Below are 26,928 nucleotides of genomic sequence, written 5' to 3'. Positions count from 1 at the left end.
CCCGGCCCCAAATGACCAATTACCGGCAACGCTTCCTGCAACTGGCGCTGGACGCGCAGGCGCTGCGCTTCGGCGAGTTCACGCTGAAGTCCGGGCGCATCAGCCCTTATTTCTTCAACGCCGGGCGCTTCGACGCCGGGACCGCGATGGTGCGCCTGGCGGCGTGCTACGCCGATGCGGCCGATGCGGCCGGGCTCGACTTCGACCTGCTGTTCGGCCCCGCCTACAAGGGCATCCCGCTGGCGACCGCGCTGGCCTGCGAGTACGCGCAACGCGACCGCAACCTGCCGCTGGCGTTCAACCGCAAGGAAGCCAAGGCCCATGGCGAAGGCGGCAGCCTGATCGGCGCCCCGCTGGCCGGGCGCCGGGTGCTGATCGTGGACGACGTGATCACCGCCGGCACCGCGATCCGCGAGGCGCTGGCCACCATCCGCGAGGCCGGCGGCATCCCGGCGGGGATCCTGGTCGCGCTGGACCGCCAGGAGATCGCCGGCGAGCACGACCGGCGCTCGGCGGCCCAGGCGGTGGCGGCCGAGGCCGGCATTCCTGTGGTGTCGGTCGCGCACCTGGGCGACCTGCTTGCATTCATCGATGGAAACGCGGAACTTGTCGGCTTCCGCGAACCGCTGCTGGCCTACCGGGCACGCTACGGCTGCGATCCGACAGGCTGACAGCAGGGGGCTGCCACGATGCCGATCCAACGACCCTGGGGCCGCGCCTTGCCGGCCCTGCTCGCGCTGCTCGCGCTGCCGGCCGCGGCGCAGCCGGCGCCGTCCAAGAAGCTGTACTGCTGGAACCAGGGCGGGCAACGCGTGTGCAGCGATGCGCTGCCGCCGGAAGCGGTGAACCAGGCGCGCGACGAATTCAACGCCAAGAGCGGGCTGCGCAGCGGCGCGGTCGGCCGCGCGCTGAGCGCCGAGGAACGCGCCGCGGCGGCCGCCGATGCCGCGCAGCAGCGCGCCGACCAGGCGGCGCTGGAGACGCGCAAGCGCACCGACCAGGCGATGCTGCTGTCGTTCCAGACCGAGGAGGAACTGCGCCGGGTGTTCTCCGAGCGCATCGGCATCGTCGACAACAACATCAACACCGCGCGCTACAACGTCAACAGCCTGCGCGAAGGCCTGGTCGGGCTGCTCGCCGGCGCCGGCGCGCGCGAACTGGCCGGGCAGACGGTGGCCGGCAAGATCGCCGAGGACGTGCAGCAGCGCCATCGCGCGCTGCTGTGGCAGCTGCGCATGCAGAAGAACTTCGAGCAGCAGCGGCTGGGCCTGGACCAGGAAATCGACGACACCCTGCAACGCTACCGCGCGGCGAAGCGGCCGGGCACGGCCGCCGCCGGGACCGCAACCGGCAGCTGAGCACTCGTGCGCCGTGTGGGAGCGACTTCAGTCGCGACGAGCGAAGCCGGGACGCTTGGCGGCTTCGGAAACAATCGGGGCTGAAGCCCCTCCTACAGTGCATCCAGCCAAGTGCTCGTGCGCCTTTGTGGGAGCGACTTCAGTCGCGACGAGCGAAGCCTGGACGCTTGGCGGCTTCGGAACAGTCGGGGCTGAAGCCCCTCCCACAGTGCACCCAGCCAAGCGCTCGCGCGTCTTGTGGGAACGACTTCAGTCGCGACGAGCGAAGCCTGGACGCTTGGCGGCTTCGGAGACGGTCGGGGCTGAAGCCCCTCCTACAGGGCACTCGGGCGCTGATCGCGAGTTCTTGTAGGAGCGGCTTCAGCCGCGACAAGCGAAGCCGGAACGGCACAGGCGACGGACAGCGTCGGGGGCCAGGCCCTTTCTCCAGGCCAGGCCCTCCTCCAGGATTGCGCATTGCCCGCCCGGTACCCGCTCCAGCGCGCCGGGCGAACGCCTCAGAACCCCGGCGCCAGCGACGGCAGCAGCGCCTGGAGCTGGCTGCGGAACAGGTCCTTGATCCGTTCCAGCGCGGCGCTGGTGTCGGCCTCGAAACGCAGCACCAGCACCGGGGTGGTGTTGGACGCGCGCACCAGGCCCCAGCCGTCGGGGAAATCGGCGCGCAGTCCGTCGATGGTGAGCAGCCGCGCGCCGGCGAACGGCGAGCCTTCCTGTTGCGCGGCAGCGGCCAGCTGCGCGACCAGCGCGTGCGCGTCCTGCCCCTCGGCCAGCGGCAGCTTGATCTCCGGCGTGGACACGCTGTCGGGCAGCTCGGCCAGCACCTCCGACGGGCTTTCCTCGCGCTGCGCCAGGATCTCCAGCAGCCGCGCCGCCGCGTACAGGCCGTCGTCGAAGCCGTACCAGCGTTCCTTGAAGAAGAAATGCCCGCTCATCTCGCCGGCCAGTTCGGCGTCGGTCTCGCGCATCTTCGCCTTGATCAGCGAATGCCCGGTCTTCCACACCATCGGGCTGCCGCCGTTGCGCAGCACGTAGTCCGACAGCTTGCCGGTGCACTTGACGTCGTAGATCACCAAGGCGCCGGGGTTGCGCTGCAGCACGTCGGCGGCGAACAGCATCAGCAGGCGGTCGGCGTAGATCACCGTGCCTTCCTTGGTGACCACGCCGAGCCGGTCGGCGTCGCCGTCGAAGGCGATGCCCAGGTCGGCGTCGAAGCGCTTCACCGTCTGGATCAGGTCCTCGAGGTTGTGCGGCTCGCTGGGATCGGGATGGTGGTTGGGGAAGGTGCCGTCGACGTCGCAGTACAGCGGGATCACCTGCGCGCCGATCGCCTCCAGCAGCCGCGGCGCCAGTTCGCCGCCGACGCCGTTGCCGGCATCGGCGACCACCTTGAGCGGGCGGTCCAGCTGCACGTCGTCGGCGATGCGCTGGATGTAGTCGTCGCCGACGTCGCGCTGCTCCAGCCGGCCCGGCTCGGCCGCGCTCGGCAGGCGGCCTTCGCTGATCCGCGCGTACAGGTCGGTGATCGCCGCGCCGGACAGCGTCTCGCCGCCGACCACGATCTTGAAGCCGTTGTAGTCCGGCGGGTTGTGGCTGCCGGTCACCGCCACGCAGCTGCCGGCGCGCAGGTGGTAGCTGGCGAAGTACACCACCGGGGTCGGCGCCAGGCCGATGTCGGTGACGTGGCAGCCGGCGCGGCGCAGGCCTTCGATCAGCGCGGCCGACAGTTCCGGCCCGGACAGGCGGCCGTCGCGACCGACCACCACCTCGTTCAGCCCCTGCTCCTGCATCACTGCGCCGATCGCCTGGCCGATCAGCGCGGCGACCTGCGGGCTGAGGTCGCGGCCGACCACGCCGCGGATGTCGTAGGCGCGGAAGATGCCGGCCGGCACCGCCTGCGCCGCGGACGGCCGCGCCGGCGTGGCCTCGCCCTCGGGCGCCGGCGGCGCTGGCGGCGGTTCCTGCTGCTGCAGGCTCTGCCGCAGGGTGGGTTGCTGCTCGGCGACCGCGGCGGCGGCCTTGGCGCGGCGCGGCTGCGGCAGGCGGCCACGCGCGGCCAGCAGCACCGCCAGGGTCAGGAAGCCGAGCAGGCCGGCGACGATCAGGCACGGCAGCGCATCCAGGCCGAGCGGGCCGGCCTCGGCATCGGGCAGCGCTGCGACCACCCGCAGCCCGCTGTTGCCGATCGGGCGCGACAAGGCGTCGCCATGGTCGGCCAGGCCGGTGTCGCCGGCGCCGATCACGTCGTAGCCGCCCTGGCGCAGCGCCAGGTAGCCACTGGCCGGGACCGCGGCCTGCGCCACCGGCGCGGTCAGCACGCGCAGCGGCAGGCGCAGGTAGGCGACGCCGGCGCCGGTGTCCAGGGTCACCGGCGCCGCCAGTCCCAGCCGCGGCCCGCCGCCGTCGCGTACCACCGCGCTGGCGACGGCATCGGTCAGCAGCGCCTTTTCCAGCAGCGCCAGGCGGCCATAGCCGAAACGGCCCACGTCGGCGTAGCCGGCGCTCAGCTCGCCGGGCAGCACCTGCGCGTCTTCCACCTCCTTCCAGCCTTCGCGCAACGCCTGCGCGGCCGCTGCCGCGTCGCCGCGAGCCAGGGCGGCCTGCACCGCGGGCTGCTGCAGCTGCGTGGTGAAGCGCTTGCCGGCCGTCGCCAGCGCCTGCGAGGTCTGCGCCACTGCCGTATCGCGCGCCTGTTCCAGCGCCGTCGCGCTGTGTTCGTGGCGCCATTGCTGCGCGCCGCTCCAGCCGAACCACGCGGCCAGGATGGCCAGCAGCAGCGCCAGCAGCGGTGCCGCCTTGCGCATACCGTCCGGCGCCGGCCGCCGTTGTGTTGCCTCGCTCATGCAGACGATCCCCCGTCAGCGCACCCCGGTATGGCCGAATCCACCCGTTCCCCTGGCGCTGTCGGCGAAAGTATCCACCACCTGCAGGGCCACGCGCACGACCGGCATCACCACCAGCTGCGCGATGCGGTCGCCGGGGGCGATGGTGAACGGCTCGCGGCCGCGGTTCCAGACGCTGATCAGCAGCGGCCCCTGGTAGTCGGCGTCGATCAGGCCGGTGCCGTTGCCGAGCACGATGCCGTGGCGATGACCCAACCCGGAGCGCGGCAGGACCACCGCGCACAGCTGCGGATCGGCGATGTAGATGGACAGCCCGCTGGGGATCAGCGCGGTGTCGCCCGGCTCCAGGGTCAGCGGCGCCTCGGTGGCCGCGCGCAGGTCCAGCCCGGCGCTGGCCTCGGTGGCGTAGTCCGGCAACGGCCAGCTGTCGCCGAAGCGCGGGTCGAGCAGTTTGACCTGCAGCGGGTGCGGCGTCGGGGTGGTCATGCGTGCAGTCGCTCCGCGATCAGGGCCAGCAGTTGTTCGGCCAGTTGCGCCTTGGACACGGCCGGGAAGCTCCGTGCGCCCTCCTGCCAGTAGGCGGTGGCGGCGTTCTGGTCGCTCTCGAAGCCGTTGCCGGCCACGCCCACCTGGTTGGCGATGATCAGGTCCAGGTGCTTGTCGTTGAGTTTGCCACGCGCGTAGCGCTCGATGTCGTGGGTCTCGGCGGCGAAGCCGACCACCAGCTTCAGCGCCTGGGTCTGCGCGGCGACCTCGGCCAGGATGTCCGGCGTGCGCACCAGTTCCAGGGTCAGCATCTCGCCGCTCTTCTTGATCTTCTGCGCGGCGACCTGCCTGGGCGTGTAGTCGGCGACCGCGGCGGTACCGATGTAGATGTCCGCCGGCAGCGCGCCCAGCACCGCTTCGCGCATCTGCGCCGCCGAGCGCACATCGATGCGCTGCACGCCGTCGGGCGTGGGCAGGTGCACCGGGCCGCTGACCAGCACCACCGCCGCGCCCTGGCGCGCGGCGGCGGCGGCCAGGGCGTAGCCCATCTTGCCGCTGCTGCGGTTGCCGAGGTAGCGCACCGGATCCAGGTCCTCGTAGGTCGGGCCGGCGCTGATCAGCAGGCGCAGGCCGTGCAGCGCGCCGGCCGCGGCGCCGGAGGCGGCCGGCGCCGTGGCGGCAACGGGTGCGTGCGCGACCGCGGCGCGGCCGCCGGCCAGCGCGGCGACGATCTGCTCCGGCTCGGCCAGGCGCCCGGGACCGGACTCGCCCTCGGCCAGCGGGCCGTCGTTCGGCCCGACCACGCCGGCGCCGCGCTGGCGCAGCGTGGCGACATTGGCCTGGGTGGCGGGGTGCAGCCACATGCGATGGTTCATCGCCGGGCACACGGTGAGCGGCGCGCTGCTCGCCAGGCACAGGGTGGTGACCAGATCGTCGGCCAGGCCGTGGGCGAGCCGGGCCAGCAGGTCGGCGGTGGCCGGCGCCACCACCACGTGGTCGGCCCAGCGCGCCAGTTCCAGGTGGCCCATCGCCTGCTCGGCGGCGCTGTCCCACAGGCTGGTGCGGGTCGGTTGCGCGGACAGTGCCTGGAAGCTCAGCGGCGTCACGAACTGCTGCGCGCCGGCGGTCATCGCCACCTGCACCTCGGCACCGGCCTCGCGCAGCCGCCGCACCAGTTCCAGCGCCTTGTAGGCGGCGATGCCGCCGCCCACGCACAACAGCACACGCCGCCCCTGCAGGGGCCCCTCGAAAGTACCGGTCACGTCGGGAATGTCCTACCCATGCAAGAACGATTAGCTTACCCGATGGCCCTTTGCGGCCCTGATACCGTTGCGCCATATCGCCCGCCAATCTGGCGATATGCACATATCCGACTGGCCCTGCGACGAACGCCCCCGGGAAAAGCTGCTGGCACGCGGCGCCCGGGCCCTCTCCGACGCCGAACTGCTGGCGATCTTCCTCGGTTCCGGCCTGCCCGGCAGCGATGCGGTCCGCACCTCGCGCGACCTGCTGCATCGGCACGGCCCGCTGCGCGCGCTGCTCGACCGTCCGCCCGGCGACCTGGTCAACCTGCCGGGGCTGGGCCCGGCCCGGGCCTGCCAGCTGTCGGCCGCGCTGGAACTAGGCCAGCGCCACCTGGCCGCCGAACTGGAACGCGGCACCACCCTGACCGATCCGGCCGCGGCCGGCCGCTACTTCGCGCAGCGCTTGCGGGCCTGGCCGCACGAGGTGTTCGCGGTGCTGTTCCTGGACACGCGGCACCGCTCGCTGGCGTTCGAGGAGCTGTTCCACGGCACCCTGGACGGCGCCGAGGTGCATCCGCGCGAAGTGGTGCGGCGCGCGCTGACGCACAACGCGGCGGCGGTGATCATCGGCCACAACCATCCGTCCGGGAACCGCGAGCCCTCGCCCGCCGACTACGCCGTCACCCATCGCCTGAAGCAGGCGCTGGGGTTGGTGGACATCCGCCTGCTGGACCACTTCATCGTCGGCGACGGCACGCCGGTGTCGATGGCGGCGCGCGGCTGGACCTGAATCGGATGCGCCACCTGGAAAGCGGTGCGCCGCCGCTGTCGATTCCCCCATGCCCGATTCCGAATCCCGCCCCGTCGCCGGACGGCCTGAGGTCGGGCTGAACCCGGCGCGGACCGGGAGGCGGCGGGTCGGGTAAAATCGCCGGTTCCGCGCTTCAAGCAGAGATCACGTGAAATCCCAACTCCGCGCCCTGATCGGTCAAGGCATCGAAGCCTTGCGCGCCAATGGCACCCTGCCGGCCGACACCTTGCCGCCGGACTTCGTGGTCGAACGGCCCAAGACCCGCGAGCACGGCGACTTCGCCACCAACGCCGCGATGCTGCTGGCCAAGGCCGCGCGCGGCAACCCGCGCGCGCTGGCGCAGCAGCTGGTCGCCGCGTTGCCGGCCAGCGACGACGTGACCCGGGTCGAGATCGCCGGCCCCGGCTTCATCAACTTCCACCTCGGCCCCGGCGCCTACCAGCGCGAAGTGCTGGCGGTGATCAAGCAGGGCGACGATTACGGCCGCAGCCTGGTCGGCAACGGCCGCACCGTAGGCGTGGAATACGTCTCGGCCAACCCGACCGGCCCGCTGCACGTGGGCCATGGCCGCGCCGCGGCGATCGGCGACTGCCTGGCGCGGCTGCTCGAGGCCAACGGCTGGAACGCCAAGCGCGAGTTCTACTACAACGACGGCGGCGGCCAGATCGAGAACCTGGCGCGCTCGGTGCAGGCGCGCGCGCAGGGCAAGACCCCCGACAGCCCCGACTGGCCGGAAGAAGGCTACCGCGGCGACTACATCCAGGACGTGGCCAATGCCTACCTGGCCGGCGATTCGGTGGACCTGGAAGGCCACCTGGTCACCGGCGCCAAGGATCCCGGCGACCTGGAGGCGATCCGCCGCTTCGCCGTGGCCTACCTGCGCAACGAGCAGAACCACGACCTGGCCGCGTTCGGCGTCGATTTCGACATCTACTTCCTGGAAAGCTCGCTGTACCGCGACGGCAAGGTCGAGGAGGCGGTGCAGAAGCTGGTCGCCTCCGGCCACACCTACGAGGAAGGCGGTGCGCTGTGGCTGAAATCGACCGATTTCGGCGACGACAAGGACCGCGTGATGCGCAAGTCCGACGGCAGCTACACCTACTTCGTGCCGGACGTGGCCTATCACCTGAGCAAGTGGCAGCGCGGCTACGTGCGCGCGATCACCGAACTGGGCGCCGACCACCACGGCTCGCTGGCGCGGGTGCGCGCCGGCCTGCAGGCGATGGACCTGGGCATTCCCAAGGGCTGGCCCGAATACGTGCTGCACCAGATGGTCACGGTGATGCGCGGCGGCGAGGAAGTGAAGCTGTCCAAGCGCGCCGGCAGCTACCTGACCCTGCGCGACCTGATCGAGGAAGCCGGCCGCGACGCCACGCGCTGGTTCCTGATCGCGCGCAAGCCCGATTCGCAGCTGACCTTCGATATCGACCTGGCGCGCCAGCAGAGCAACGACAACCCGGTGTTCTACGTGCAGTACGCCCACGCCCGGGTGTGCAGCCTGCTGCGCCAGGCGCAGGAGAAGAAGCTGGACTACGACCAGGCCGACGGCCTGGGCCAGCTGAACCGGCTGAACGATGCGACCTCGCTGGAACTGATGCTGGAACTCTCGCGCTACCCGGAAGTGGTGGAGAATGCAGGCCACGTGCTGGAGCCGCACCTGATCGCGCAATACCTGCGCGAACTGGCGACCGCGTTCCACACCTGGTACCACGGCACCCCGGTGCTGGTGGACGATGCCGGCGAGCGCAACGCCAAGTTGACCCTGGCGGTGGCGGCGCAGCAGGTCCTGGCCAATGGTCTGAACCTCCTGGGCGTTTCCGCCCCGGAAAAAATGTGAGTGGAGAAGCGGTAGATGGCAGCACGACGCGGTAAGACGCAGGCGCGACGCAACAGCGGCAACGGCACGCCCGGATGGGTGTGGCTGATCGCCGGCGTGGCGATCGCGGCAGTGGTGTTCCTGGCGGCGCCGGGCCTGTTCAAGAAGGACGGCGACGGCTTCCTGCGCGTCGGCGGCCCGCGCGCCAACCCCGACGCGCAGCCGGCCCCGGTGGCCGACGCCGACGTGGACGCGGCACCGGAACTGCCCAGGCCGGCGGCGACGGCGGCCGGCAGCACCAAGCCCGACGCCAAGAAGGACGCGCAGACCCAATACGACTTCTACACCCTGCTGCCCGGCAAGGAAGTGCAGATGTCCGACGCCGAACTGGCCGCCAGCGCACGCGCCGAGGCCAACCGCCAGGCGCGCGCGCCGCAGGCGGCCGCCGCCGCGACGGCGACGGCGACCCCGGCCACCGCCACTGCGCCGGCGGGCACGGCGGCGCTGGCCAATCCGACCCCGCTGCCGGAAACCGCAGCAACCGGCGCGCCGGCCACCACGGCGGCCTCGGCGGCCAAGCCGGCCGCGGCCGCCGCGGCACCTGCACCTGCAGCGGCCGCCGTCGCCGCTGCGCCGGACAACACCCGCTACATCCTGCAGGCCGGCTCGTTCGGCGCCTCCGGCGACGCCGAATCGACCAAGGCCAAGCTGGCGATGCTGGGCCTGTCGGCGCGCGTGGAGTCGGCGCAGATCAGCGGCAAGACTGTCTACCGCGTGCGCATGGGCCCGTACGGCACCGCCAGCGAGCTGGCCGAGGCCAAGCAGAAGCTGACCGGCAGCGGACTGCCGGCGATCGCGATCAAGGCGCAGTGAGGCTGGGAGTGGCGAATCGGGAATGGGGAATGGGGAGAAGCGACGTCTCCCGCATTCCTTGCGGCCGGTTGGCTTACGACATTCGTTGAATTGCCTCGCCGGTGGCGAGCGCAGCCGATGCCGCCTGGCTGCGACGACTGTCAGCGGGCGCAACGCATCGGCGTCCGCTTTCGCTTTTTCCTAATCCCTGATCCCCAATCCCTAATCCCGGCCCCTAGCAACCTGGAAGCCAGCGAAGGACTGCGTCACCGGCATGATTTCCAGCCGATTGACGTTCAGGTGCGGCGGCAGCGTGGCGACCCAGAAGATCTGCTCGGCGATGTCCTCGGCGGTCATCGGCTGCGCGCCCTGGTAGAGCTTGTCCGACGCGCTCTGGTCGCCGTGGGTGCGGACCAGGGTGAACTCGGTCTCGGCCATGCCCGGCTCGATCGCGGTCACGCGCACGCCGGTGCCGTGTAGGTCCGAGCGCAGACCCAGCGAGAACTGGCTGACGAAGGCCTTGGTGCCGCCGTAGGCATTGCCGCCCGGGTACGGGTACAGCGCGGCCACCGAACTGATGTTGATGATCGCGCCGCGGCGCTGGATCAGCGTCGGCAGCAGGCGGTGGGTCAGGGTCACCAGCGCGGTGATGTTGGTGTCGATCATCGTGCGCCAGTCGTCCAGCAGCGCCGCCTGCGCCGGCGCGGTGCCCTGCGCCAGGCCGGCGTTGTTGACCAGCAGGTCGATGCCGCGGAACGCGTCGGGCAGCTCGGCCAGCATCGCGTCGAGCGCGGCTTCGTCGCGGATGTCGAACGCGGCCACGTGCACGCGTTCGGCGCCGAACTCGGCCAGCAGCGGCTGCAGCCGTTCGGCGCGGCGGCCGGTGGCGATCACGCGCCAGCCGGCAGCGACGAAGCGGCGTACGGCGGCGGCGCCGAAACCGGAGGTGGCGCCGGTGATCAGGGCGGTTTGGGTCATTGGGGGGCCGGGAATGGGGAGTGGGGAATCGGGAATGGTAAAAGCAAAACCGCGAAGCGGGCGTCGCCGTCCTCAACCGCGATGTGTCGGCGCGGACATGTGGCCCACGGCATAGGCCTGGCCGTCGTCGGGCGACGGCGGCGGCGGATCGCGCCAGAGCCGCAGGCGCAGCAGATGCCAGCCGTGCGGCTCGTAGGCGCTCACCGTGGCCAGCGCACCTGCGGCCAGATCGTCCCGCGCCCGCTCGGCCTCGCGCTCGCCCAACGTTTCCAGCGCGATGGCCTCGGGCATCCCGACGATCTCGCGGCGGGCGTAGCGGGCGGTGCGCAGGTTCGCGGCCAGATTCGCATCGCACACCGTCCACAGTTGCACCGCAGGCCGTCCGAAGGACTCGGCCAGCGCACGGAAAGCGGCGCCAGCGAGGAAGTCGCGCATCGCCTCGGCATCGCGCCACAGGTAGAACGGCGCGTACAGGTTGGCGTGGCTGGACAGCGCGCGATCGCGGCGGTCGGCGCTGAGGTAGGCCTTGAACACCAGTCCCGGCAGGTCGTCCAGCAGCGGTCCCTTGTCGGCGATGCGGCGCTGGATGATGGCCATGTCGTAATCGGCCGGCAGCGCGATGCTGTACTGCATGGCGATCATGTACCCGCCTCCGCCGTGATGCCGGCGCGACCTCCGCCGAAGGACCAGTCCTGCGCCGCGGTGGTGACGATGTTCACCATCACGTCCTCCGGCGCGATGCCCGGCGCGATCGCCAGCAACTCCACCAGCCGCCGGTAGAACGCGCGCTTGCAGGCCTCGCTGCGTTCGCGTCCGGCGGTGATGGCGATCAGCACGAAAGCGTCCGAGCGCGGCCCACCCAGGTAGTGGCGGTCGAACACCAGTTCTCCCGGATCGTGCTGGTGGATGACCTGGAAGCAATCGCCTGCGGGCACCTCGAACGCCTCGTGCATGGCCTGGTAGACGCCGGCGGACAGGGCACGCAGATAGTCGGGGGTAGCGCCGCGATGCAGCGAGATGCGGGCGTAGGGCATGGGATGTCTCCGGTTCGGGAAATCAGGCGGCCGCCGCGCGCAGCAGCGGCAGCGCCGAGGCGGCGCATGGGCAGCCGGCGTAGAACGCCAGATGGGTGATCGCTTCGGCCAGTTCGTCGCGGCGCAGGCCGTTGTCCAGCGCGCGGCGCAGGTGGAACGGCAACTGTTGCGGCCGGTACAGCGCGACCAGCGCCGCCACGGTGACCAGGCTGCGCTCGCGGGGCGACAGCGCAGGGCGCTGCCACAGGTCGGCGAACAACACCTCGTCGGTCAGCTGCGCGAATTTCGGCGCGACGTCGCCGAACAGGGCCTCGTTGGAGGTGGGTAGGTCGGACATGGGCGCCTCGTGCGTCGTCGGATTGACTGCGCACACCGTAGCGACGGAAGATGATCCTGAAAATCGGGAAATTCAGCAGTCAACGTTCGATAAAACAGGACTATCCCCATGCGCCGCGTCACCTTCGATCTCGATGCGCTGCGCAGCTTCGTCGCCGGCATCGAATTGGGCAGCTTCGCCAAGGCCGCGGACCGGCAGGGACGCTCCACGTCCGCGATCAGCGCGCAACTGAAGAAGCTGGAGGAGCAGGCCGGCCAGGCGCTGCTGCGCCGCAGTGGCCGCGGGCTGGCGCTGACCGAGGCCGGCGAGGTGTTGCTGGCCTACGCGCGGCGCCTGCTGGAGCTCAACGACGAGGCCGCCGGCGCGCTGCACGGCCCCGCCCTGCAAGGCTGGGTGCGGCTGGGGCTGCAGGAGGATTTCGGCGAGCACATGCTGCCCGACGTACTGGGACGCTTCGCCCGCGCCCACCCCAAGGTGCGCATCGAAGCGCGCATCGCGCGCCACCGGGAGCTGTTGGGCGGGATCGAAACCGGCCGGCTGGACCTGGCGCTGGTCTGGGACGCGGGCACGGCGACGGCGCATCGCCAGCCCCAGGCGGCCTGGCCGATGCGCTGGATCGCCGCGGCCGACGCCGCGCCACCGGATCCGGCCGGCTGGCGCGGCGATGCGCCGTTGCCGCTGGTGATGCTGGACGCGCCATGCCTGCTGCGCACCGCGGCGACCACGGCACTGGACCGGGCCGGCATCCCGTGGCGCATCGCCTTCACCAGCGCGAGCCTGGGCGGCGTCTGGGCCGCGGTCCGCGCCGGCCTGGGCCTGACCCTGCGCACGCCGGCCGGCCTTCCCGAACGGCTCGCGCTGCTGCCGCCGGGTGCCGGCGGCCTGCCGACGTTGCCGGCGCTGGGCTTGAACCTGCACCGCGCCGACGCAGAGCCGGCGCCGGCGGTGGCGCGCCTGGCGGAGATCCTGCAGCAGCGCCTGCACGAGGCGCGCATGGCCCACGCCGATCCGGAGTAAGGCCGCGCGGCTCGCAATACGGCGCAGGACCGGCAGCGCCGCGCCTTGGTTCCGGGTCGATGCGCCCGACCTGCGACCTAGGCGGCCACCGGCATCCCGACGGGCTTGCGCCGCAGGCGCTCGCGCAGCCGCAGGAACGGCCGCTCCACCGCGTAGTGCAGCAACGCGGCGGCCAGCAGCGCCATGCCCGCATAGGTTGCGAACGCGAGCAGCCCGCGCCCGTCGAGCGCAGCGCCAAACCAACTCTGGGCGAGATGGAACACGGCCTTGTGGGTCAGGTACAGGCTGTAGGAGATCGCTGCCAGCCAGGCGGCGCCGGGCACCGCGCGCCGCCCGAGCACGCCGTGCAGCGAGGCGCCGGCACAGACCAGCAACGCCAGTCCCAGCGACAGCAACGGCCAGCCGATCGCGTTGCCGGGCAGGCCGGTGCGTTCACGGAACAGCCACAGCGCCAGCGCGCACACCGCCAGCCCGGCCAGCGCCAGCGCGTTCGCGTGGCGCTGCAGCCACTGCCAGCGCTGCGGCCGGAACACCTTGAGCACGGCCAGCGCCACCCCCGCCAGCAACCCGTCGAGCCGGTTCCAGGTCGGGTAGTAGATGTCTTCGATGAACCAGTTGCGCTGCAGCCCGCCGCCGACGCCGTCCAGCGCGCTGTCGTGCAGCCAGGTCGCCGTGCGCAGCGCGATGCCGGCCAGCACCACGGCGACGCACAGCGCCATGAAACGCGGCGCCGACGGCCGCCGCATCGACAGCGCCGCCAGCAGCGGGAACACCAGGTAGAAATGCTCCTCCACGCACAGCGACCAGGCATGCGAGAACGCCTGCTGGCTGGCGTAGTCGATGCCCAGGTTCAAGGTGAAGCTGGCGAACATCCACCACGGCGCGATGCCCGGCGCTTCGCGGAAGCCGGGCCAGGCCAGGTACAGCGCCAGCACCACGGCAAAGGCCGGCAGGATGCGGAACGCGCGGCGCAGGTAGAAGTCGCCATAGCGCAGCGGTTCGCCGCGGGCCAGCGGTGCCAGCACCTGGCCGCCGATCAGGAAGCCGCTGAGCACGAAGAACAGGTCCACACCCATCCAGCCATAGCGCGACAGCCAGGCCCAGTCCGGCCCCAGTCCGCCGACCACGAACGAGTGGAACAGCATCACCCAGGCGATGGCCAGCGCGCGCAACAGGTCCAGGCCGGGGTAGCGCATCGCGCCGCGGGGTGGTGGAAGGGCGCCCAGCTTACGGGCGGGTGCCGATGCCCGTCCATCGGCGGCGACGCGTCGTCGGCCGGCATCGGTCGGGATCATGGCAACGGCCTGGCGGGCTGCAGCTGCGGCTCGCAGTCACGAGATGGCGAGGATGGGCGCGCCGCGATGAGAAGGCCCGAAGCGCCACGCGCGCGGCTGACTTGGTCGTTCCGCTGCGTTCACGCATGCATGCGGACCACGCGGCGCGGCACCTCGCCACATCGGCGCTCGCCTCGCCCAGCGGCGAGGGAACGCACATCGCCGCTCAGCCCAGCGGCTCGTCCGACAGATAGGTGTAGCCGGTCAGTCCCGCTTCCAGCGCCGCCGACAAGGCCTGCGCCTGGTCGGCCGGCAGCTGCGCGGCGGCCACGCGCTCGGCATAGCTGGCGCGCAGGTCGTCCAGGCGGTAGCCGACGTAGTCCAGCATCACGTCGGTGGTGTCGCCGCGGCGCTGCTGGGCGATGCGGTAGCCGTCGCCGTCGGCGCTGACCTCGATCGCGTCGGTGTCGCCGAACAGGTTGTGGATGTCGCCGAGGATCTCCTGGTAGGCGCCGACCAGGAAGAAGCCAATCCGGTAGCTCTCGCCGGCGCGCAGTTCGTGCAGCGGCAGCGAGCTGTCCAGGCTCTCGTTCTCGACGTAGGTCTTGACCATGCCGTCCGAATCGCAGGTCATGTCGCAGATCACGCCGCGCCGCGCCGGCGCCTCGTTCAGGCGCTCGATCGGCACGATCGGGAACACCTGGTCGATCGCCCACACGTCGGGGATCGATTCGAACACGCTGAAGTTGACGAAGTACTTGTCCACCAGCCGCTCGTTGAGCTCGTCCAGCACCGGGCGGTGGCTCTTCTCCTCGCTGCTCAGGCGCTGCCGCACGGCGTGGGCGATCGCGTAGAACAGGTCGTCGATGCGCGCGCGCTGCGGCAGGTCGATCTGGCCCAGCGCGTAGCTGGACAGGCCTTCGGCATGGAAATGCTGCGCTTCCTGGAACAGCTCCACCGCCGGGCGCACGTCCAGTTCGTCGTGGATCTCGCGCAGGTGGCGGATCGCCGCCGGCTCGTCGGCGTGCGCGTCGGGCACGCGCCCTTCCGGCGCCTGCTCCACTTCCGAGACGTTGGCGATCAGCACCGCATGGTGCGCGGTCATCGCGCGGCCGCACTCGGTGACGATGCGCGGCGGCGCCAGGCCGTACTGCTCGCAGGCCTCGGCCAGCGGCTGCACGATGTTGCTGGCGTAGGAATGCAGGCCGTAGTTGATCGAGCAGTAGCTGCGCGAGCGGGTGCCCTCGTAGTCGATGCCCAGGCCGCCGCCGACGTCGACGTGGCTGATCTTCGCGCCCAGCTTGGACAGCTCGACGAAATAGCGCGTGGCCTCGCGCATGCCGTTGGCGATGTCGCGCACGTTGGAGATCTGCGAGCCCATGTGGAAGTGCAGCAGGTTCAGCGACTCGGCGTACTCGGTGTCGCGCAGCGTCTTCCACAGGTCCAGCACCTGCCGCGGCGACAGCCCGAACTTGGCCTTGTCGCCGCCGCTGTTCTGCCACTTGCCCGCGCCCAGCGAGGCCAGGCGCATGCGCACGCCCAGGCCGGGCCTGACCCCCAGCGCCTTGGCTTCCTCGATCACCAAGCCCAGCTCGGACGGTTTCTCGATGACGATGAAGGTCTGCAGCCCCAGCTTGCGCCCGATCAGCGCCAGGCGGATGTACTCGCGGTCCTTGTAGCCGTTGCAGACGATCAGCCCGCCCGGCCGCGACAGCGCCAGCACCGCCATCAGTTCCGGCTTGCTGCCCGCTTCCAGGCCGAAGCCCTCGCCCTGGTGGCTGGCCAGGGTGCCGGCCACGCCGCGGTGCTGGTTGACCTTGATCGGGTACACCGCGGTGTAGCCGCCGGCGTAGTCCCAGTCGGCCTGGGCCTGGGCGAAGGCGGCCTGCAGCTTGCCCAGGCGCTCGCCGAGGATGTCCGGGAAGCGCACCAGCATCGGCAGCTTGGCGCCGGCCGCGCGCGCAGCGTCCACCACTTCCGGCAGCGCGATCGCCACGCCGTCGGCGCCCTGCGGGCGCACGACCACCCGGCCGGCCGCATCCACGTCGAAATACCCATCGGCCCAGTGCGGGATCGAATAGGTCTTGCGGGCTTGGTCGAGGGACCAATCGCTCATCGTGGCGGCTCGGCGGGGGAAAAGGGCGTGGATTGTAACGCCTGCTACGCGTGCGCTCCGTTACAATCCGCGCCGACCTGACGCCCTGCTCCTGCGCAAGCGGGATGGGCGGGGTTCGGGCGCCGCGTCGTGGGATCGGGTGCGCGGGGCTGCGCTCCGGCCCGCATCCGGCGAGAGTTGGGCCTGGCGTCGCTTGGTTCGGCCACGCGGGAGCTGCGCCCTGCCCTCATCCCGCGCTTCGCGCCACCTTCTCCGGTGGAGAAGGACAGCTGCATTCTTTCCGCTTTCTTAGGACATCGCATGAGCGCCAACGACAACTGGTACATCGAACACTTCCAGCCCACCGGCTCGGCCATCGGCTACCGCATCACCGGCAAGCTGGACGAGGTGCAGTCGCCGTTCCAGAAGATCGAGATCTACGACACCACCGACTGGGGCAAGCTGATGGTGATCGACGGCGCGGTGATGCTGACCACGCGCGACAACTTCTTCTACCACGAGATGATCAGCCACCCGGCGCTGTTCACCCACGCCGCGCCCAAGCGCGTGGTGATCATCGGCGGCGGCGACTGCGGCACGCTGCGCGAAGTGCTCAAGCATCCGGGCGTGGAAAGCGCCACCCAGTGCGACATCGACGAGCAGGTCACGCGCATGGCCGAGAAGTATTTCCCGGAGCTGTGCGAGTCCAATGCCGATCCGCGCGCCGAACTGCTGTTCGACGACGGCATCGCCTACATGGCCAACTGCCCGGCCGGCAGCGTGGACATCGTCATCGTCGATTCCACCGATCCGGTCGGCCCGGCCGAAGGCCTGTTCAACAAGGCCTTCTACGACAGCTGCTTCAAGGCGCTGAAGGACGACGGCATCCTGGTGCAGCAGTCCGAATCGCCGCTGGCGTTGCTGGACCTGATCAAGGAAATGCGCACCGAGATGGGCAAGGCCGGCTTCGCCAGCTTCCACACCGTGCCGTTCCCGCAGCCGTGCTACCCGACCGGCTGGTGGAGCGTGACCCTGGCGCGCAAGTCCGGCGGCTTCGATTTCCGCCAGGCCGACGCGGCGGCCAAGCCGTTCGCCACCCGCTACTACAGCGCACACCTGCACACCGGCACCCAGGTGCTGCCGCCGTTCGTGGCCGAAGCGCTGGCCGGATGAGGCCCGGGCGGGAGCGCGCTGCCGCTCCCGCCGACCGGCGCCGGGACCGCAAGACCGCGCGCCGAGGCTGCGCACCGTAACGCCGTTCCCGCCGCCGGCCTGGGCCTGCTGTCCGCCCAGTTGGTGCGCGGCACGGTTCGCGCCGAAGGAAGATGTTTCCGCCGGTGGCGGGCTGCGTAGGAACCCGAGAGGCGCCGTTCACGCAGCGCCGCCCGGCGACGCTGCGGACGTGATGCGCCGCGCTAGCGCGGTGGCGGCGTCTCTTCCACCGCGTCGAAACTGCCGTCGGGACGGAAGCTGAAGCGATATGCGCTCATCGGCCACGCGTACAGCGGGTTGATCGCGCTTTCCCAGCGCTGTCCGCCGTCGCGGCCGCCGACCACGAAATAGATCGCGCGATCGCTGTCGGCCAGCGCCAGGTTCTCGCGCTGTTGCGGATGCAGCGTCTGCAGCCGTTGCAATTGCGCATCGAGCGCCTTGTCCGCGACCGGCAAGGCCTGCAACGGCAGGGCGTCGAACCGGATCAGCTGCGGCGCCAGTTCCGCCGGGTCGCGGTCGCGCGCGAACGGCTGCGGGCCGTCCCAGGCCGGCGCCGGCCGATCGCCGCTGGCGGGCCGGTATTCGTAGTGATCCAGTTGCCCCGGGTGCCGCGGGTTCTGCACCGTCAGCATCACCGTGCCGTCGTCGTGGAAGAACACGTACTGGTACACCTTCAGCGCGTGCCCCCTCAGTTCCGGCCGCGCCTTCAGTTCGGCGAACGCGTCGCCGAACAGCTGCGGCCGTTGCAGCGCGTCGTGCACCGGCGCCGGCGCCTCGGCTCGCGTCTGCACCGGCGATGCCGGCGGCCCGCCGCCACCGCCGCAGCCGGCCAAGGTCAGTGCCGCCGACAACAGCGCGGCCGCCGCCGCATGGCGTGCCGGCGTGCCGGCGTTCCGCGTCTTACAGCGCGTCCGCATCCAATTCGCCGGTGCGGATGCGCACCACCGTGCCCAGGTCGTAGACGAACACCTTGCCGTCGCCGATCTTGCCGGTGCCGGCCGCTTTGACGATCGCCTCCAGCACGCGCTCGACCTGATCCTCGCCGACCGCCACTTCCAGCTTCACCTTGGGCAGGAAATCGACCACGTACTCGGCGCCGCGGTACAGCTCGGTGTGGCCCTTCTGCCGGCCGAAGCCCTTGACCTCGGTGACGGTGATGCCGGCCACGCCCTGCGCGGCGAGCGCTTCGCGCACGTCGTCGAGCTTGAACGGCTTGATCACGGCCATGATCATCTTCATGCGGCTTTCTCCAATCACAATGGCGTCAGGATAACGCGGTTGCGCGATGCCCGGCCGCCGGGTTCAAATGACCGTGCGCCCCACCGCCGGAATTTTCCGACAGCGCGCCGCGCCGGACACCGATGGCCCCGAACCGCCGGGTGCCGCAGTCTGGCGTTCCCTGCCGGAGCACCGCCATGATCGACCTCAACCATCTCGACGACCTCGCCCGCCGCCTCAGCGACCTGGTGCCGCCGGGCCTGCGCGAATCCCGCGACGAGCTGCAGAACACCTTCAAGAGCGCGCTGCAGGCCGGGCTGGGCAAGCTCGACCTGGTCACCCGCGAAGAGTTCGAAGTGCAGCGCGCGGTGCTGCTGCGCACCCGCGAGAAGCTGGAGGCGCTGGAGCGCAGCGTCGCCGCGCTGGAAGCCGCGCGCAGCGGCGACGCGCCCTCCCAGCAAGCCTGAACCACCCGCCGCCATGAGCCTGGCGCTGGTGCACAGCCGTGCCCGCGCGGGGGTGCTTGCGCCTCCGGTCCGGGTCGAGGTCCATCTGTCCGGCGGGCTGCCGGCCACGCAGATCGTCGGCCTGCCCGAGGCGGCGGTGCGCGAATCGCGCGACCGCGTGCGTGCCGCCATCCTGTGCGCGCAGTACGAGTTCCCGGCCCGGCGCATCACCGTCAACCTGGCGCCGGCCGACCTGCCCAAGGAGGGCGGCCGCTTCGACCTGCCGATCGCGCTGGGCATTCTTGCCGCAGCCGGGCAACTCGACCCGCAGGTGCTCGGGCAATACGAATTCCTCGGCGAGCTGGCCCTGACCGGCGAACTGCGCCCGGTCGACGGCGTGCTGCCGGCGGCATTGGCCGCCGCGCAGGCCGGGCGCACGCTGGTGGTGCCGGCCGGCAACGGTCCCGAGGCCGCCCTGGCGCAGCACGTGCAGGCCTTCACCGCGCGCACCCTGCTCGAGGTCTGCGCGCTGTTGAACGGCACCAAGACCCTGCCGGCCGCCGAAGCCCTGCCGGCCGCGGCCACGCCGTTTCCCGACCTGAGCGACGTGCGCGGGCAGGCGCAGGCGCGGCGCGCGCTGGAGATCGCCGCCGCCGGCCATCACCACCTGTTGCTGATCGGCAGCCCGGGCTGCGGCAAGACCCTGCTGGCCTCGCGCCTGCCCGGGATCCTGCCCGAGGCCAGCGAGGCCGAGGCGCTGGAAGCGGCGGCGATCGCCTCGGTCAGCGGCCGCGGCCTGGACCCGGCGCGCTGGCGGCAGCGCCCGTACCGGGCTCCGCACCACACCGCCAGCGCGGTGTCGCTGGTCGGCGGCGGCACCCATCCGCGCCCCGGCGAGATCTCGCTGGCGCATCACGGGGTGCTGTTCCTGGACGAACTGCCCGAGTGGAACCGGCACGCGCTGGAGGTGCTGCGCGAACCGCTGGAATCGGGCACGGTCACGGTGTCGCGCGCCGCGCGCAGCGCCGAGTTCCCGGCCCGCTTCCAACTGGTCGCGGCGATGAACCCCTGCCCCTGCGGCTGGGCCGGCGATGCCAGCGGCCGCTGCCGCTGCAGCGACGACAGCATCCGCCGCTACCGCGCACGCATCTCCGGCCCCTTGCTGGACCGTATCGACCTGCACGTGGACGTGCCGCGGCTGCCGCCGCAGGCGCTGCGCGCCGACGCCCCGCCAGGCGAAAGCAGCGCCGCAGTGCGCGCGCGGGTGGAGCAGGCAAGGCAACGCCAGTTGGCGCGAGCCGGCCGTCCCAACGGCCAGCTCGGCCATGGCGACACCTTGCGCGACTGCCGCCTGCACCCGCGCGACGAAGCGCTGCTGGAACACGCCATCGACCGCCTGCGGCTGTCGGCGCGCTCGCTGCACCGCATCCTGCGCGTGGCGCGGACCATCGCCGATCTGGACGGCCACGACGCGATCGCCACCGCGCACCTGACCGAAGCGATCGGCTATCGGCAACTGGATCGGGGCGAGGCGGCGTCTTCGCAACCGGGCTCCTTCGCGCGCGCTGACGAAGCGCGGTACGCGACGCGATAGCGCGCTACCGCGCCGGCACGACCGCCGTCGGCTTGCATGCGCTTACCGCAAGCATCCGCGCGGCGGCTTACATCCACTAAACGGACGCGGCTACAGTGCAGCCGGGCTCGCTTGGCGCACGTGTCGCCGCATGTGCGACAGCGTCACCCACGCGATGGGCGCCGGTTTGGCCGCCCATCGCGGCAATACTGCAAGCGTCCCTCTGGAATCCCTGCGCGATGCGCGACGTCCTGCAGCGGCGGAGGCATGCGCCGTCTCAACCCATCGACACCGACGCCACGAACTCAGCCAGCAACGCATTGCAGCGCCGCGCATGGGTGAAGGTCATGCCGTGCGAGGCGCCGGCGAGCAGGTGATGGCGCGCGTCGGGCAACCAGCCGGCCAATGCTTCGGCGTTGTCGCGGTACTGCGCCGGACTCAGTTCGCCGGCGACCAGCAGCACCGGCAGCGCCAGGGCCGCGGCCTGCGCTTGGGTATAGGCCGGCAGCGCGTCGCCGATCTGCGGCACCAGGGTCTGCGCGTTGTCGCGCACCATCTGCCGGAACGAGGCGCTGCTGCGCGCCCAGGCGCCGGGCTGGCTGACCGAATCGACGAAGCATTCCAGGCCGGCCTCGACCTGCCCATCGCGCAGCAGGGCGATCGCCCGCGCGCGGATCGCCACCACGTCCTCGGGCAGGCCCTGCGGCTGCGGTCCGCCCGGATCGAACAGGCTCAGGCTGGCGACCACGGCCGGCTGCTGCAGCGCGACCTGCCAGGCCACCGCGGCGCCCCGCGAGTGCCCGACCAGATGCACCGGTCGGCCATAGCTGGCGAGGAACGCGGCCACCTGTCGCGCGTGCCAGCGCCAGCCGAAGGGATGCCGCCGCGACGACGGCAGCTGCGGGAAGTACTGGCCCAGGCTCAGCGCGGCGACATCGAAGCGCTCGCACAGGCCGCGCAGCTGCGGCGCCCAATAGCGGTAGTCGCACAGCGCGCCGTGCACCAACACCAGCGGCGCGCCGTCGCCGAGCCGCAGGTAAGCCAGCGCATCGTCGTCGCCCAGCCTGTGCACCGCGGGCTTGCCGAGCGGGGCGCGCGGACTGATCACCGATCGCCTCCGGCGCAACGCCGGAACGGGACTCGCGCCACGCCGCTCATCGCGGCCACGCTGGCATGGCACAGGAAAGAAGGCAACGAAGGCGCCGCCTTGCACTGGGCCGCCGCGAACGCAGAAACGGGGGCAGCGAAAGCCCATGGGACGGCGCTGGCAGGGCGGTGGCCGCTGCAATGGCGGCCTGCCTGCCCACGTCGCAAGCGCTGGCGATGCGGCGCAGCGGCATCCAGGGCGGCATCTGGGGCGGCAGCGGCAGCGCGCGCCAAGGCCCTCCGGCACCGATCGCCAAGGCGCCGAGGGCGGTGTGCGCCACCGGAAGGCGTTGCTCTCCAGGAGGCCATGCAGTCCGAGTGATGCGGTGCGCCCGAAGGGGCAAGCAATGCGCGCTGCCCTTTCAGCCCAGCGGAATCCGGCCCGGCATTCCATGCGGCAGCGGCGTCGTGCATCAAGGGCCAGTGATCGCCGCGGCGCCGAGAGCGGTATGCGCCACCGGCAGGAGCCGCTGTCCAGGAGGCCAGGCAGGAATGGCGTGGGATGCCCGAGGAGGCGAGCAATGCGTGCTGGTCGTTCAGCGCAACGAAATCCAGCGCGGCATCCCGGGCGGCAGTGGCGTCGCGCATCAAGGGCCACCGGTCACGACGACGCTGGGCGGTACGCCACCGGCAAGGCATCGCTGTCGAGGAGACCATGCAGGCTGAAGATGAGGTGGTGCGCCCGGAGGGATTCGAACCCCCGACCAATGGCTTCGGAAGCCACTACTCTATCCGGCTGAGCTACGGGCGCAACGGACGCGCATTCTAACGGCAAACCGCGCGCCGCGTCTTCCCCCATGCTGATCGCACGCCGCCGTGGCCGGCCCCGGCAGCGGCACGTCCAGATGCGGCTGCCGCTGGCGGCGACCGACCGGCTGCCCGGCTTCCTGAAGGGCGGTCAGCGTTCGACCGCCACGCGCCCAGGTGCGCGTCACTGGCTCCAGCGTCTGGACCCATCGCTCGGCGCAGAGGCACAGGAGGTCACCGCGCTTGAACGGCGGGACCGTCTTGGGCTTCGCGCACCGGCCCGCAGCGCTCGCGGACGGTGCCGTGCTGCCGCCGACCGGGCCCGGCTGCTACCCTTGCGCGATGGGTTACGAACGCTACGAAATGCCCGCCGCGCTGCCGCCGCGCGCGCGCCTGGGCCAGTACTGGAAACTGCTGCGCGGCGACCGTCCGATCGGCGCGCTGCTGCTGTTGTGGCCGACCTGGTGGGCGCTGTGGCTGGCCGCCGACGGGGTGCCGCCGCTGTGGACGCTGTTCGTGTTCACCGCCGGGGTGTGGCTGACCCGCTCGGCCGGCTGCGTGATCAACGACTACGCCGACCGCTGGCTGGACCCGCAGGTCGAACGCACCCGCACCCGGCCGCTGGCCACCGGCGCGGTCAGCGGCCGCGAGGCGCTGGCGGTGTTCGCGCTGCTGATGCTCGCCGCCTTCGCGCTGGTGCTGACGATGAACGCGCTGACCATCGGCCTGAGCGTGGTCGGGCTGTTCCTGGCCGCCACCTATCCCTATCTGAAGCGCTACACCTACCTGCCGCAGGTCTATCTCGGCATGGCCTTCGGCTGGGGCATCCCGATGGCGTTCGCGGCGATCCGCGGCGAGGTGCCGGCGCTGGGCTGGCTGCTGTACGCGGCCAACATCCTGTGGGCCACCGCCTACGACACCTGGTACGCGATGGTCGACCGCGAGGACGACCTGCGCGCCGGCTCCAAGTCCACCGCGATCCTGTTCGGCGACCTGGACCTGGTCGCGCAGGGCGTCCTGTACGCGCTGATGTTCGTCGCGCTGGCCTTCGTCGGCACCCGCGGCGCGCTGGGGATCTGGTACTGGGCCGGCCTGGGCGTGGCCGCGCTGCTGGTCGCCTACGAATTCCGCATCGCGCGCAGCCGCGAACGCGCGCCCTGCTTCCGCGCCTTCCTGCACAACAACTGGGTCGGCCTGGCGATCTTCGCCGGCATCGCCGCGGCGCTGGCGCTGCGCGCGCCGTAGCTGCGCGGCAAGGCGCGGCGCATCGGCGCTGCATCGCACCGCCGTTCGGGGCAGTGGCGTGCTCGGCCGTTGACGGCGATGGTGCCGCGGCACGTTCACTCGGTCGCCAGCGGGCAAAGCATCGGGGCGGAAGCCCTCCAACAGGTTCGGCTGACGATTTTTGTACGCGGGGCTTCAATCCCGACATTCGCATACGGTGGGCGCGGCTTGCGCCGTGGCACGCGTCACCGGCAAGGCCATGTCGCCACTGAAGTCCCTCCCACAACACCAAAGACGCTTGCGCTATGGCGCCATCCAGGCGGAGATGCTGTGGGCCTTGCTCGCCAGCGCCATCGCGAAGCCGCCCGCCACGGCATCGGATCGCAAGCCGGCACAAACGTCTGCGCACGCAACGAGCCCACCAACCTGCCGCGCCGTACCGCGAGGGCAGTCCAAGACTACCCAGGACTGCCAGGCGACCATGCATGGCAGCGGTGCCACGTCCAGGCGCTCGCCGGCGGCAGCTCGTGCTCCCATCCGGCCGTGCCGGACCGCTCTAGCGCTTGCCCGCCTGCGCCGGCGCCGCGGCGGTCGATGCATGCGTCAACAGCGCGAACACCCGCTGCTGTTCCTGCACGTCCTGCAGGCCGCTGATCCGCAGGCTCTCGCCGGAAAGCGGCGCCATGACCGTCGCCACCGTCAGCACCTGGCCATCGGCCAGCAGCGCGATCGGCTTGCCGATGTTCTGCTCCGTGGCCCGGGTCAGGCGCTCGCCGTGTCCGGCAACGCGCAGATCGAGCGCCGGCCGGCCATCGTCGCCGTCCACGCGCGACACGGTCGCGCCCTCCTCGACCGCCAACAGCGCCTGCGGCGCCAGATAGACCGGCCGCCCCTGGTAGGCGGCCTCGGCATAGCCTGCGCTTGGCGCGTGGCTGGCCAGGCGCCATTCGATCTTCGCCTTCACCGCGCTCGCGTCGGCGGCATCCGGCGCCTTACTGAGCCCGCAGCCGGTCGCGCCGACCATGTACAACGCCATCGATAACCCCAAAGCCTTCCAGCGCATCGCGATCTCCTGAAGTCGTTGGCAACATCATAGGAGAACGATGCGTTTGCGCACTGTCCACGCGCGCGCTTGCTTGCCCGCCACGCCTCCGTCGCGCGCGGCTGCATGCGAACCTGGGTGATCCGCTGCACCGATCCGGCGCGCCAGTGACACGCATTGCTTCGAACGCCAGGCACTGTCGGCTCACGCGCCCGGCGTGCCCAAGCGGCATCAGGGCGCCTGCAGCGCGTACGCAGCGATGATCGCCGCACCCGCCATGCCCACCACCTCACGGCACCCGCGCCACCACCCACGCATCGACCCGCGCCACGCCCGCGCGGCGCAGCGCCCGAGCCGCGGCATGCAGGGTCGCGCCGGTGGTCATCACGTCGTCGACCAGCGCCACGTGCGCCGGCAGCGGCGCCCGCACCGCGAAGGCATGGCGCAGGTTGCGGCGGCGCGCGCGCGCGTCGAGCTCGGACTGCGGCGCCGTGGCGCGCACGCGCTGCAGGCCGTCGCACAGCGGCAGGCCCAGCGCGCGCGCCAGTGGCCGTGCCAGTTCCAGGGCCTGGTCGTAGCCGCGCTGGCGCAACCGCGCGCGATGCAGCGGTACCGGCAGCAGGGCCTGCGGGCGCGGCAACCCGGTGCAGCGCGCCTGCAGCAAGGCCGCCAGCAGGCGCCCGGCGGCCAGGTCCTGGTGGAACTTGAAGCGCCGCAGCAGCCCGTCGACCGGCGCGGCATAGACGCAGGCGCTGGCGACCAACGCCAATGGCGGCGGCTGGCGTTGGCAGGCGCCGCAGCGCTGGGCCGCGTCCAGCGCCGGCAGCGGCAGCGCGCACGCCTGGCAGGCGCTGGCGTTCCATGGCAGCGCGTCGCGGCAGGCCGGGCACAGGTCCAGGCCGGCGACGCCGGGCTCGGCGCAGACCAGGCAGCGCTCCGGCAGCACGCAGCGCTGCAACCGCCGCCACCAGCCGTCAACCCGATCCGCTCCAACAAAGTTGACAGCGATATCCATGCTCACCAGACTGCCCGCTTTCCCAGCCGCTTACCGTCAGGAAACTCCCATGTCCGCTGTCGTCCGACACGACTGGCAACGCCAGGAACTGCTCGCCCTGTTCGACCTGCCGTTCCCGGAGCTGCTGCACCGCGCCGCCGCGGTCCATCGCGAGCACTTCGATCCGGCGCAGGTGCAGGTCTCCACGCTGCTGTCGGTCAAGACCGGCGGCTGCCCGGAGGATTGCGCGTACTGCCCGCAGGCGCAGCGCTACGACACCGGCGTGGACGCGCAGAAGCTGATAAGCACCGAGGCGGTGCTGGCCAAGGCGCGCCAGGCCAAGGCCGCCGGCGCGTCGCGGTTCTGCATGGGCGCGGCATGGCGCTCGCCGAAGGACCGCGACATCCCCAAGGTCGCGGCGATGATCCGCGAGGTGAAGGCGCTGGGCCTGGAGACCTGCGCCACCCTGGGCATGCTCGACGGCAAGCAGGCGCAGGCGCTGAAGTCGGCCGGGCTGGACTACTACAACCACAACCTGGACACCGCGCCGGACTTCTACGACACGATCATCCACACCCGCCAGTACCAGGATCGCCTGGACACGCTGGCGCACGTGCGCGATGCCGGCATGAAGACCTGCTGCGGCGGCATCGTCGGCATGGGCGAATCGCGCGAGCAGCGCGCCGGCCTGCTGCAGGCGCTGGCCAACCTGCCGGTGCACCCGGACTCGGTGCCGATCAACCGCCTGGTGCAGGTCGCCGGCACGCCGCTGCACGGCACGGTCGAACTGGACCCGTTCGAGTTCGTGCGCACCATCGCGGTGGCGCGCATCGCGATGCCGCAGGCGATGGTGCGGCTGTCGGCCGGCCGCGAGAGCATGAGCGACGAGCTGCAGGCGCTGTGCTTCTGCGCCGGCGCCAACTCCATCTTCTACGGCGAGAAGCTGCTGACCACCGGCAACCCGGACACCGAACGCGACCAGGCGCTGTTCGCGCGGCTGGGGCTGCGGCCGATGCAGGTGCAGGTGGACGCCGACGCGCACGACCATCCCGGCACCGTGCATGCCGACATCACCGCGCCGGCGCCGGGCCGGCCGGCGATCGCCGCGGCGCTGGTCTGATCTGGCCTGATCCTGGCCTGACGTCGACCCGTCGCGCCGCGCCGATGCGCGTCCATCCGCCGAT

General features: G+C 71.5%; 25 protein-coding genes and 1 tRNA gene. 11 read left to right on the top strand and 15 right to left on the bottom strand.

From position 1 onward, the window contains the following. The first annotated feature begins 11 nt into the window (after positions 1-11). Positions 12-671: an orotate phosphoribosyltransferase gene (gene pyrE, locus OCJ37_RS02225; RefSeq protein ID WP_263112092.1), complete on the top strand. Its 660-nt coding sequence runs from the start codon at positions 12-14 to the stop codon at positions 669-671. Positions 672-689: 18 nt separating this feature from the next. Beyond that, positions 690-1,358 carry a hypothetical protein gene (locus OCJ37_RS02220; RefSeq protein ID WP_263112091.1) on the top strand — a complete coding sequence of 223 codons (669 nt, stop codon included), beginning with the start codon at positions 690-692 and terminating at the stop codon, positions 1,356-1,358. Between the two features lie 497 nt (positions 1,359-1,855). Here OCJ37_RS02220 and OCJ37_RS02215 read toward each other — a convergent pair whose 3' ends face one another. From OCJ37_RS02215 to coaBC, 3 genes are read right to left on the bottom strand one after another with little or no spacing between them, the layout of a single operon-like run. Next, complete coding sequence (locus OCJ37_RS02215; RefSeq protein ID WP_263112090.1) at positions 1,856-4,198, bottom strand: phosphomannomutase/phosphoglucomutase; 2,343 nt, start codon at positions 4,196-4,198, stop codon at positions 1,856-1,858. Positions 4,199-4,213: 15 nt separating this feature from the next. Next, positions 4,214-4,684, bottom strand: coding sequence for a dUTP diphosphatase (dut, locus tag OCJ37_RS02210; protein ID WP_263112089.1), 471 nt, complete (start codon positions 4,682-4,684; stop codon positions 4,214-4,216). Beyond that, positions 4,681-5,946 carry a bifunctional phosphopantothenoylcysteine decarboxylase/phosphopantothenate--cysteine ligase CoaBC gene (coaBC, locus tag OCJ37_RS02205; protein WP_263112087.1) on the bottom strand — a complete coding sequence of 422 codons (1,266 nt, stop codon included), beginning with the start codon at positions 5,944-5,946 and terminating at the stop codon, positions 4,681-4,683. Before coaBC ends, dut begins: the two co-directional genes overlap by 4 nt. A 97-nt stretch (positions 5,947-6,043) precedes the next feature. On the opposite strand from coaBC, the gene radC reads away from it, so the two are divergent. The 3 genes from radC (at position 6,044) to OCJ37_RS02190 (ending at position 9,428) form a co-directional block, all read left to right on the top strand. Continuing rightward, positions 6,044-6,718 carry a RadC family protein gene (radC, locus tag OCJ37_RS02200; RefSeq protein ID WP_263112086.1) on the top strand — a complete coding sequence of 225 codons (675 nt, stop codon included), beginning with the start codon at positions 6,044-6,046 and terminating at the stop codon, positions 6,716-6,718. A gap of 169 nt (positions 6,719-6,887) precedes the next feature. Beyond that, entirely contained in the window at positions 6,888-8,576 is a 1,689-nt protein-coding gene (gene argS, locus OCJ37_RS02195; protein WP_263112085.1) for an arginine--tRNA ligase, read from the top strand. Positions 8,577-8,591: 15 nt separating this feature from the next. Further along, positions 8,592-9,428: an SPOR domain-containing protein gene (locus OCJ37_RS02190; protein ID WP_263112083.1), complete on the top strand. Its 837-nt coding sequence runs from the start codon at positions 8,592-8,594 to the stop codon at positions 9,426-9,428. Positions 9,429-9,629: 201 nt separating this feature from the next. Here the strand turns inward: OCJ37_RS02190 and OCJ37_RS02185 are convergent, their stop codons facing one another. From OCJ37_RS02185 to OCJ37_RS02170, 4 genes are all read right to left on the bottom strand, one after another. After that, positions 9,630-10,385 (bottom strand): SDR family NAD(P)-dependent oxidoreductase, encoded by a 756-nt coding sequence (locus OCJ37_RS02185; RefSeq protein WP_263112082.1) that lies wholly within the window; start codon positions 10,383-10,385, stop codon positions 9,630-9,632. Positions 10,386-10,457: 72 nt separating this feature from the next. After that, complete coding sequence (locus OCJ37_RS02180) at positions 10,458-11,027, bottom strand: DUF4865 family protein (RefSeq protein ID WP_263112081.1); 570 nt, start codon at positions 11,025-11,027, stop codon at positions 10,458-10,460. Continuing rightward, positions 11,024-11,419, bottom strand: a complete 396-nt coding sequence (locus OCJ37_RS02175; RefSeq protein WP_263112080.1) for a tautomerase family protein — start codon at positions 11,417-11,419, stop codon at positions 11,024-11,026. Before OCJ37_RS02175 ends, OCJ37_RS02180 begins: the two co-directional genes overlap by 4 nt. Positions 11,420-11,441: 22 nt before the next feature. Further along, positions 11,442-11,756: a carboxymuconolactone decarboxylase family protein gene (locus tag OCJ37_RS02170; protein WP_263112079.1), complete on the bottom strand. Its 315-nt coding sequence runs from the start codon at positions 11,754-11,756 to the stop codon at positions 11,442-11,444. 108 nt (positions 11,757-11,864) lie between these two features. Between OCJ37_RS02170 and OCJ37_RS02165 the strand changes: the two genes are divergently transcribed. After that, on the top strand, positions 11,865-12,773 hold the full coding sequence (locus tag OCJ37_RS02165) for a LysR substrate-binding domain-containing protein (RefSeq protein ID WP_263112078.1): 909 nt from the start codon (positions 11,865-11,867) through the stop codon (positions 12,771-12,773). Positions 12,774-12,850: 77 nt separating this feature from the next. Here OCJ37_RS02165 and OCJ37_RS02160 read toward each other — a convergent pair whose 3' ends face one another. Beyond that, positions 12,851-13,969 carry an acyltransferase family protein gene (locus tag OCJ37_RS02160; RefSeq protein WP_263112077.1) on the bottom strand — a complete coding sequence of 373 codons (1,119 nt, stop codon included), beginning with the start codon at positions 13,967-13,969 and terminating at the stop codon, positions 12,851-12,853. A 304-nt stretch (positions 13,970-14,273) separates the two neighbouring features. Further along, positions 14,274-16,163: an arginine decarboxylase gene (gene speA, locus OCJ37_RS02155; RefSeq protein ID WP_263112076.1), complete on the bottom strand. Its 1,890-nt coding sequence runs from the start codon at positions 16,161-16,163 to the stop codon at positions 14,274-14,276. A 300-nt stretch (positions 16,164-16,463) separates the two neighbouring features. Between speA and speE the strand changes: the two genes are divergently transcribed. Beyond that, positions 16,464-17,315 carry a polyamine aminopropyltransferase gene (speE, locus tag OCJ37_RS02150; RefSeq protein WP_263112075.1) on the top strand — a complete coding sequence of 284 codons (852 nt, stop codon included), beginning with the start codon at positions 16,464-16,466 and terminating at the stop codon, positions 17,313-17,315. 242 nt (positions 17,316-17,557) lie between these two features. Here the strand turns inward: speE and OCJ37_RS02145 are convergent, their stop codons facing one another. Both OCJ37_RS02145 and OCJ37_RS02140 read right to left on the bottom strand, forming a co-directional pair. After that, positions 17,558-18,145 (bottom strand): hypothetical protein, encoded by a 588-nt coding sequence (locus tag OCJ37_RS02145; protein WP_263112074.1) that lies wholly within the window; start codon positions 18,143-18,145, stop codon positions 17,558-17,560. A 109-nt stretch (positions 18,146-18,254) separates the two neighbouring features. After that, a complete protein-coding gene (locus tag OCJ37_RS02140; protein ID WP_263112073.1) occupies positions 18,255-18,593 on the bottom strand; it encodes a P-II family nitrogen regulator in 339 nt (112 codons plus the stop codon). A gap of 176 nt (positions 18,594-18,769) precedes the next feature. On the opposite strand from OCJ37_RS02140, the gene OCJ37_RS02135 reads away from it, so the two are divergent. Then, a complete protein-coding gene (locus OCJ37_RS02135; protein ID WP_263112072.1) occupies positions 18,770-19,039 on the top strand; it encodes a ubiquinone biosynthesis accessory factor UbiK in 270 nt (89 codons plus the stop codon). A 13-nt stretch (positions 19,040-19,052) separates the two neighbouring features. After that, positions 19,053-20,612 (top strand): YifB family Mg chelatase-like AAA ATPase, encoded by a 1,560-nt coding sequence (locus OCJ37_RS02130; RefSeq protein WP_263112071.1) that lies wholly within the window; start codon positions 19,053-19,055, stop codon positions 20,610-20,612. Between the two features lie 256 nt (positions 20,613-20,868). On the opposite strand, the gene OCJ37_RS02125 is transcribed toward OCJ37_RS02130, so the two are convergent. Both OCJ37_RS02125 and OCJ37_RS02120 read right to left on the bottom strand, forming a co-directional pair. After that, positions 20,869-21,699: an alpha/beta fold hydrolase gene (locus OCJ37_RS02125; RefSeq protein WP_263112069.1), complete on the bottom strand. Its 831-nt coding sequence runs from the start codon at positions 21,697-21,699 to the stop codon at positions 20,869-20,871. Between the two features lie 712 nt (positions 21,700-22,411). Next, positions 22,412-22,488 (bottom strand) — tRNA-Arg (locus OCJ37_RS02120). Between the two features lie 338 nt (positions 22,489-22,826). Here OCJ37_RS02120 and ubiA point away from each other — a divergent pair. Beyond that, complete coding sequence (ubiA, locus tag OCJ37_RS02115) at positions 22,827-23,729, top strand: 4-hydroxybenzoate octaprenyltransferase (RefSeq protein WP_263112068.1); 903 nt, start codon at positions 22,827-22,829, stop codon at positions 23,727-23,729. A gap of 535 nt (positions 23,730-24,264) precedes the next feature. On the opposite strand, the gene OCJ37_RS02110 is transcribed toward ubiA, so the two are convergent. Then, a complete protein-coding gene (locus OCJ37_RS02110) occupies positions 24,265-24,771 on the bottom strand; it encodes a SecDF P1 head subdomain-containing protein (RefSeq protein WP_263112066.1) in 507 nt (168 codons plus the stop codon). 268 nt (positions 24,772-25,039) lie between these two features. Further along, positions 25,040-25,765 carry a ComF family protein gene (locus tag OCJ37_RS02105; RefSeq protein ID WP_263112065.1) on the bottom strand — a complete coding sequence of 242 codons (726 nt, stop codon included), beginning with the start codon at positions 25,763-25,765 and terminating at the stop codon, positions 25,040-25,042. Between the two features lie 49 nt (positions 25,766-25,814). On the opposite strand from OCJ37_RS02105, the gene bioB reads away from it, so the two are divergent. Next, the gene (gene bioB / locus OCJ37_RS02100; RefSeq protein ID WP_263112063.1) at positions 25,815-26,864 is read left to right on the top strand and encodes a biotin synthase BioB; all 1,050 of its coding nucleotides are present in this window, start codon (positions 25,815-25,817) and stop codon (positions 26,862-26,864) included. Positions 26,865-26,928: the final 64 nt, after the last annotated feature.

This window comes from Xanthomonas sp. AM6 (genome assembly GCF_025665335.1).
Lineage (GTDB): Bacteria > Pseudomonadota > Gammaproteobacteria > Xanthomonadales > Xanthomonadaceae > Xanthomonas_A.
Note: the sequence above shows the minus strand (reverse complement) of the source record. Positions and strands in the feature narration are given on the sequence as shown.

Excerpts from the sequence above, each read along its gene's own strand:
- OCJ37_RS02130 (WP_263112071.1), top strand. The coding sequence starts at position 19,053 with ATGAGCCTGGCGCTGGTGCACAGCCGTGCCCGCGCGGGGGTGCTTGCG.
- OCJ37_RS02185 (WP_263112082.1), bottom strand. The coding sequence starts at position 10,385 with ATGACCCAAACCGCCCTGATCACCGGCGCCACCTCCGGTTTCGGCGCC.
- OCJ37_RS02220 (WP_263112091.1), top strand. The coding sequence starts at position 690 with ATGCCGATCCAACGACCCTGGGGCCGCGCCTTGCCGGCCCTGCTCGCG.
- OCJ37_RS02140 (WP_263112073.1), bottom strand. The coding sequence starts at position 18,593 with ATGAAGATGATCATGGCCGTGATCAAGCCGTTCAAGCTCGACGACGTG.
- OCJ37_RS02135 (WP_263112072.1), top strand. The coding sequence starts at position 18,770 with ATGATCGACCTCAACCATCTCGACGACCTCGCCCGCCGCCTCAGCGAC.
- bioB (WP_263112063.1), top strand. The coding sequence starts at position 25,815 with ATGTCCGCTGTCGTCCGACACGACTGGCAACGCCAGGAACTGCTCGCC.
- dut (WP_263112089.1), bottom strand. The coding sequence starts at position 4,684 with ATGACCACCCCGACGCCGCACCCGCTGCAGGTCAAACTGCTCGACCCG.
- radC (WP_263112086.1), top strand. The coding sequence starts at position 6,044 with ATGCACATATCCGACTGGCCCTGCGACGAACGCCCCCGGGAAAAGCTG.
- OCJ37_RS02105 (WP_263112065.1), bottom strand. The coding sequence starts at position 25,765 with ATGGATATCGCTGTCAACTTTGTTGGAGCGGATCGGGTTGACGGCTGG.
- OCJ37_RS02180 (WP_263112081.1), bottom strand. The coding sequence starts at position 11,027 with ATGATCGCCATGCAGTACAGCATCGCGCTGCCGGCCGATTACGACATG.
- OCJ37_RS02160 (WP_263112077.1), bottom strand. The coding sequence starts at position 13,969 with ATGCGCTACCCCGGCCTGGACCTGTTGCGCGCGCTGGCCATCGCCTGG.
- OCJ37_RS02190 (WP_263112083.1), top strand. The coding sequence starts at position 8,592 with ATGGCAGCACGACGCGGTAAGACGCAGGCGCGACGCAACAGCGGCAAC.
- OCJ37_RS02215 (WP_263112090.1), bottom strand. The coding sequence starts at position 4,198 with ATGAGCGAGGCAACACAACGGCGGCCGGCGCCGGACGGTATGCGCAAG.
- OCJ37_RS02110 (WP_263112066.1), bottom strand. The coding sequence starts at position 24,771 with ATGCGCTGGAAGGCTTTGGGGTTATCGATGGCGTTGTACATGGTCGGC.
- ubiA (WP_263112068.1), top strand. The coding sequence starts at position 22,827 with ATGGGTTACGAACGCTACGAAATGCCCGCCGCGCTGCCGCCGCGCGCG.
- OCJ37_RS02165 (WP_263112078.1), top strand. The coding sequence starts at position 11,865 with ATGCGCCGCGTCACCTTCGATCTCGATGCGCTGCGCAGCTTCGTCGCC.
- pyrE (WP_263112092.1), top strand. The coding sequence starts at position 12 with ATGACCAATTACCGGCAACGCTTCCTGCAACTGGCGCTGGACGCGCAG.
- speA (WP_263112076.1), bottom strand. The coding sequence starts at position 16,163 with ATGAGCGATTGGTCCCTCGACCAAGCCCGCAAGACCTATTCGATCCCG.
- OCJ37_RS02170 (WP_263112079.1), bottom strand. The coding sequence starts at position 11,756 with ATGTCCGACCTACCCACCTCCAACGAGGCCCTGTTCGGCGACGTCGCG.
- OCJ37_RS02175 (WP_263112080.1), bottom strand. The coding sequence starts at position 11,419 with ATGCCCTACGCCCGCATCTCGCTGCATCGCGGCGCTACCCCCGACTAT.
- speE (WP_263112075.1), top strand. The coding sequence starts at position 16,464 with ATGAGCGCCAACGACAACTGGTACATCGAACACTTCCAGCCCACCGGC.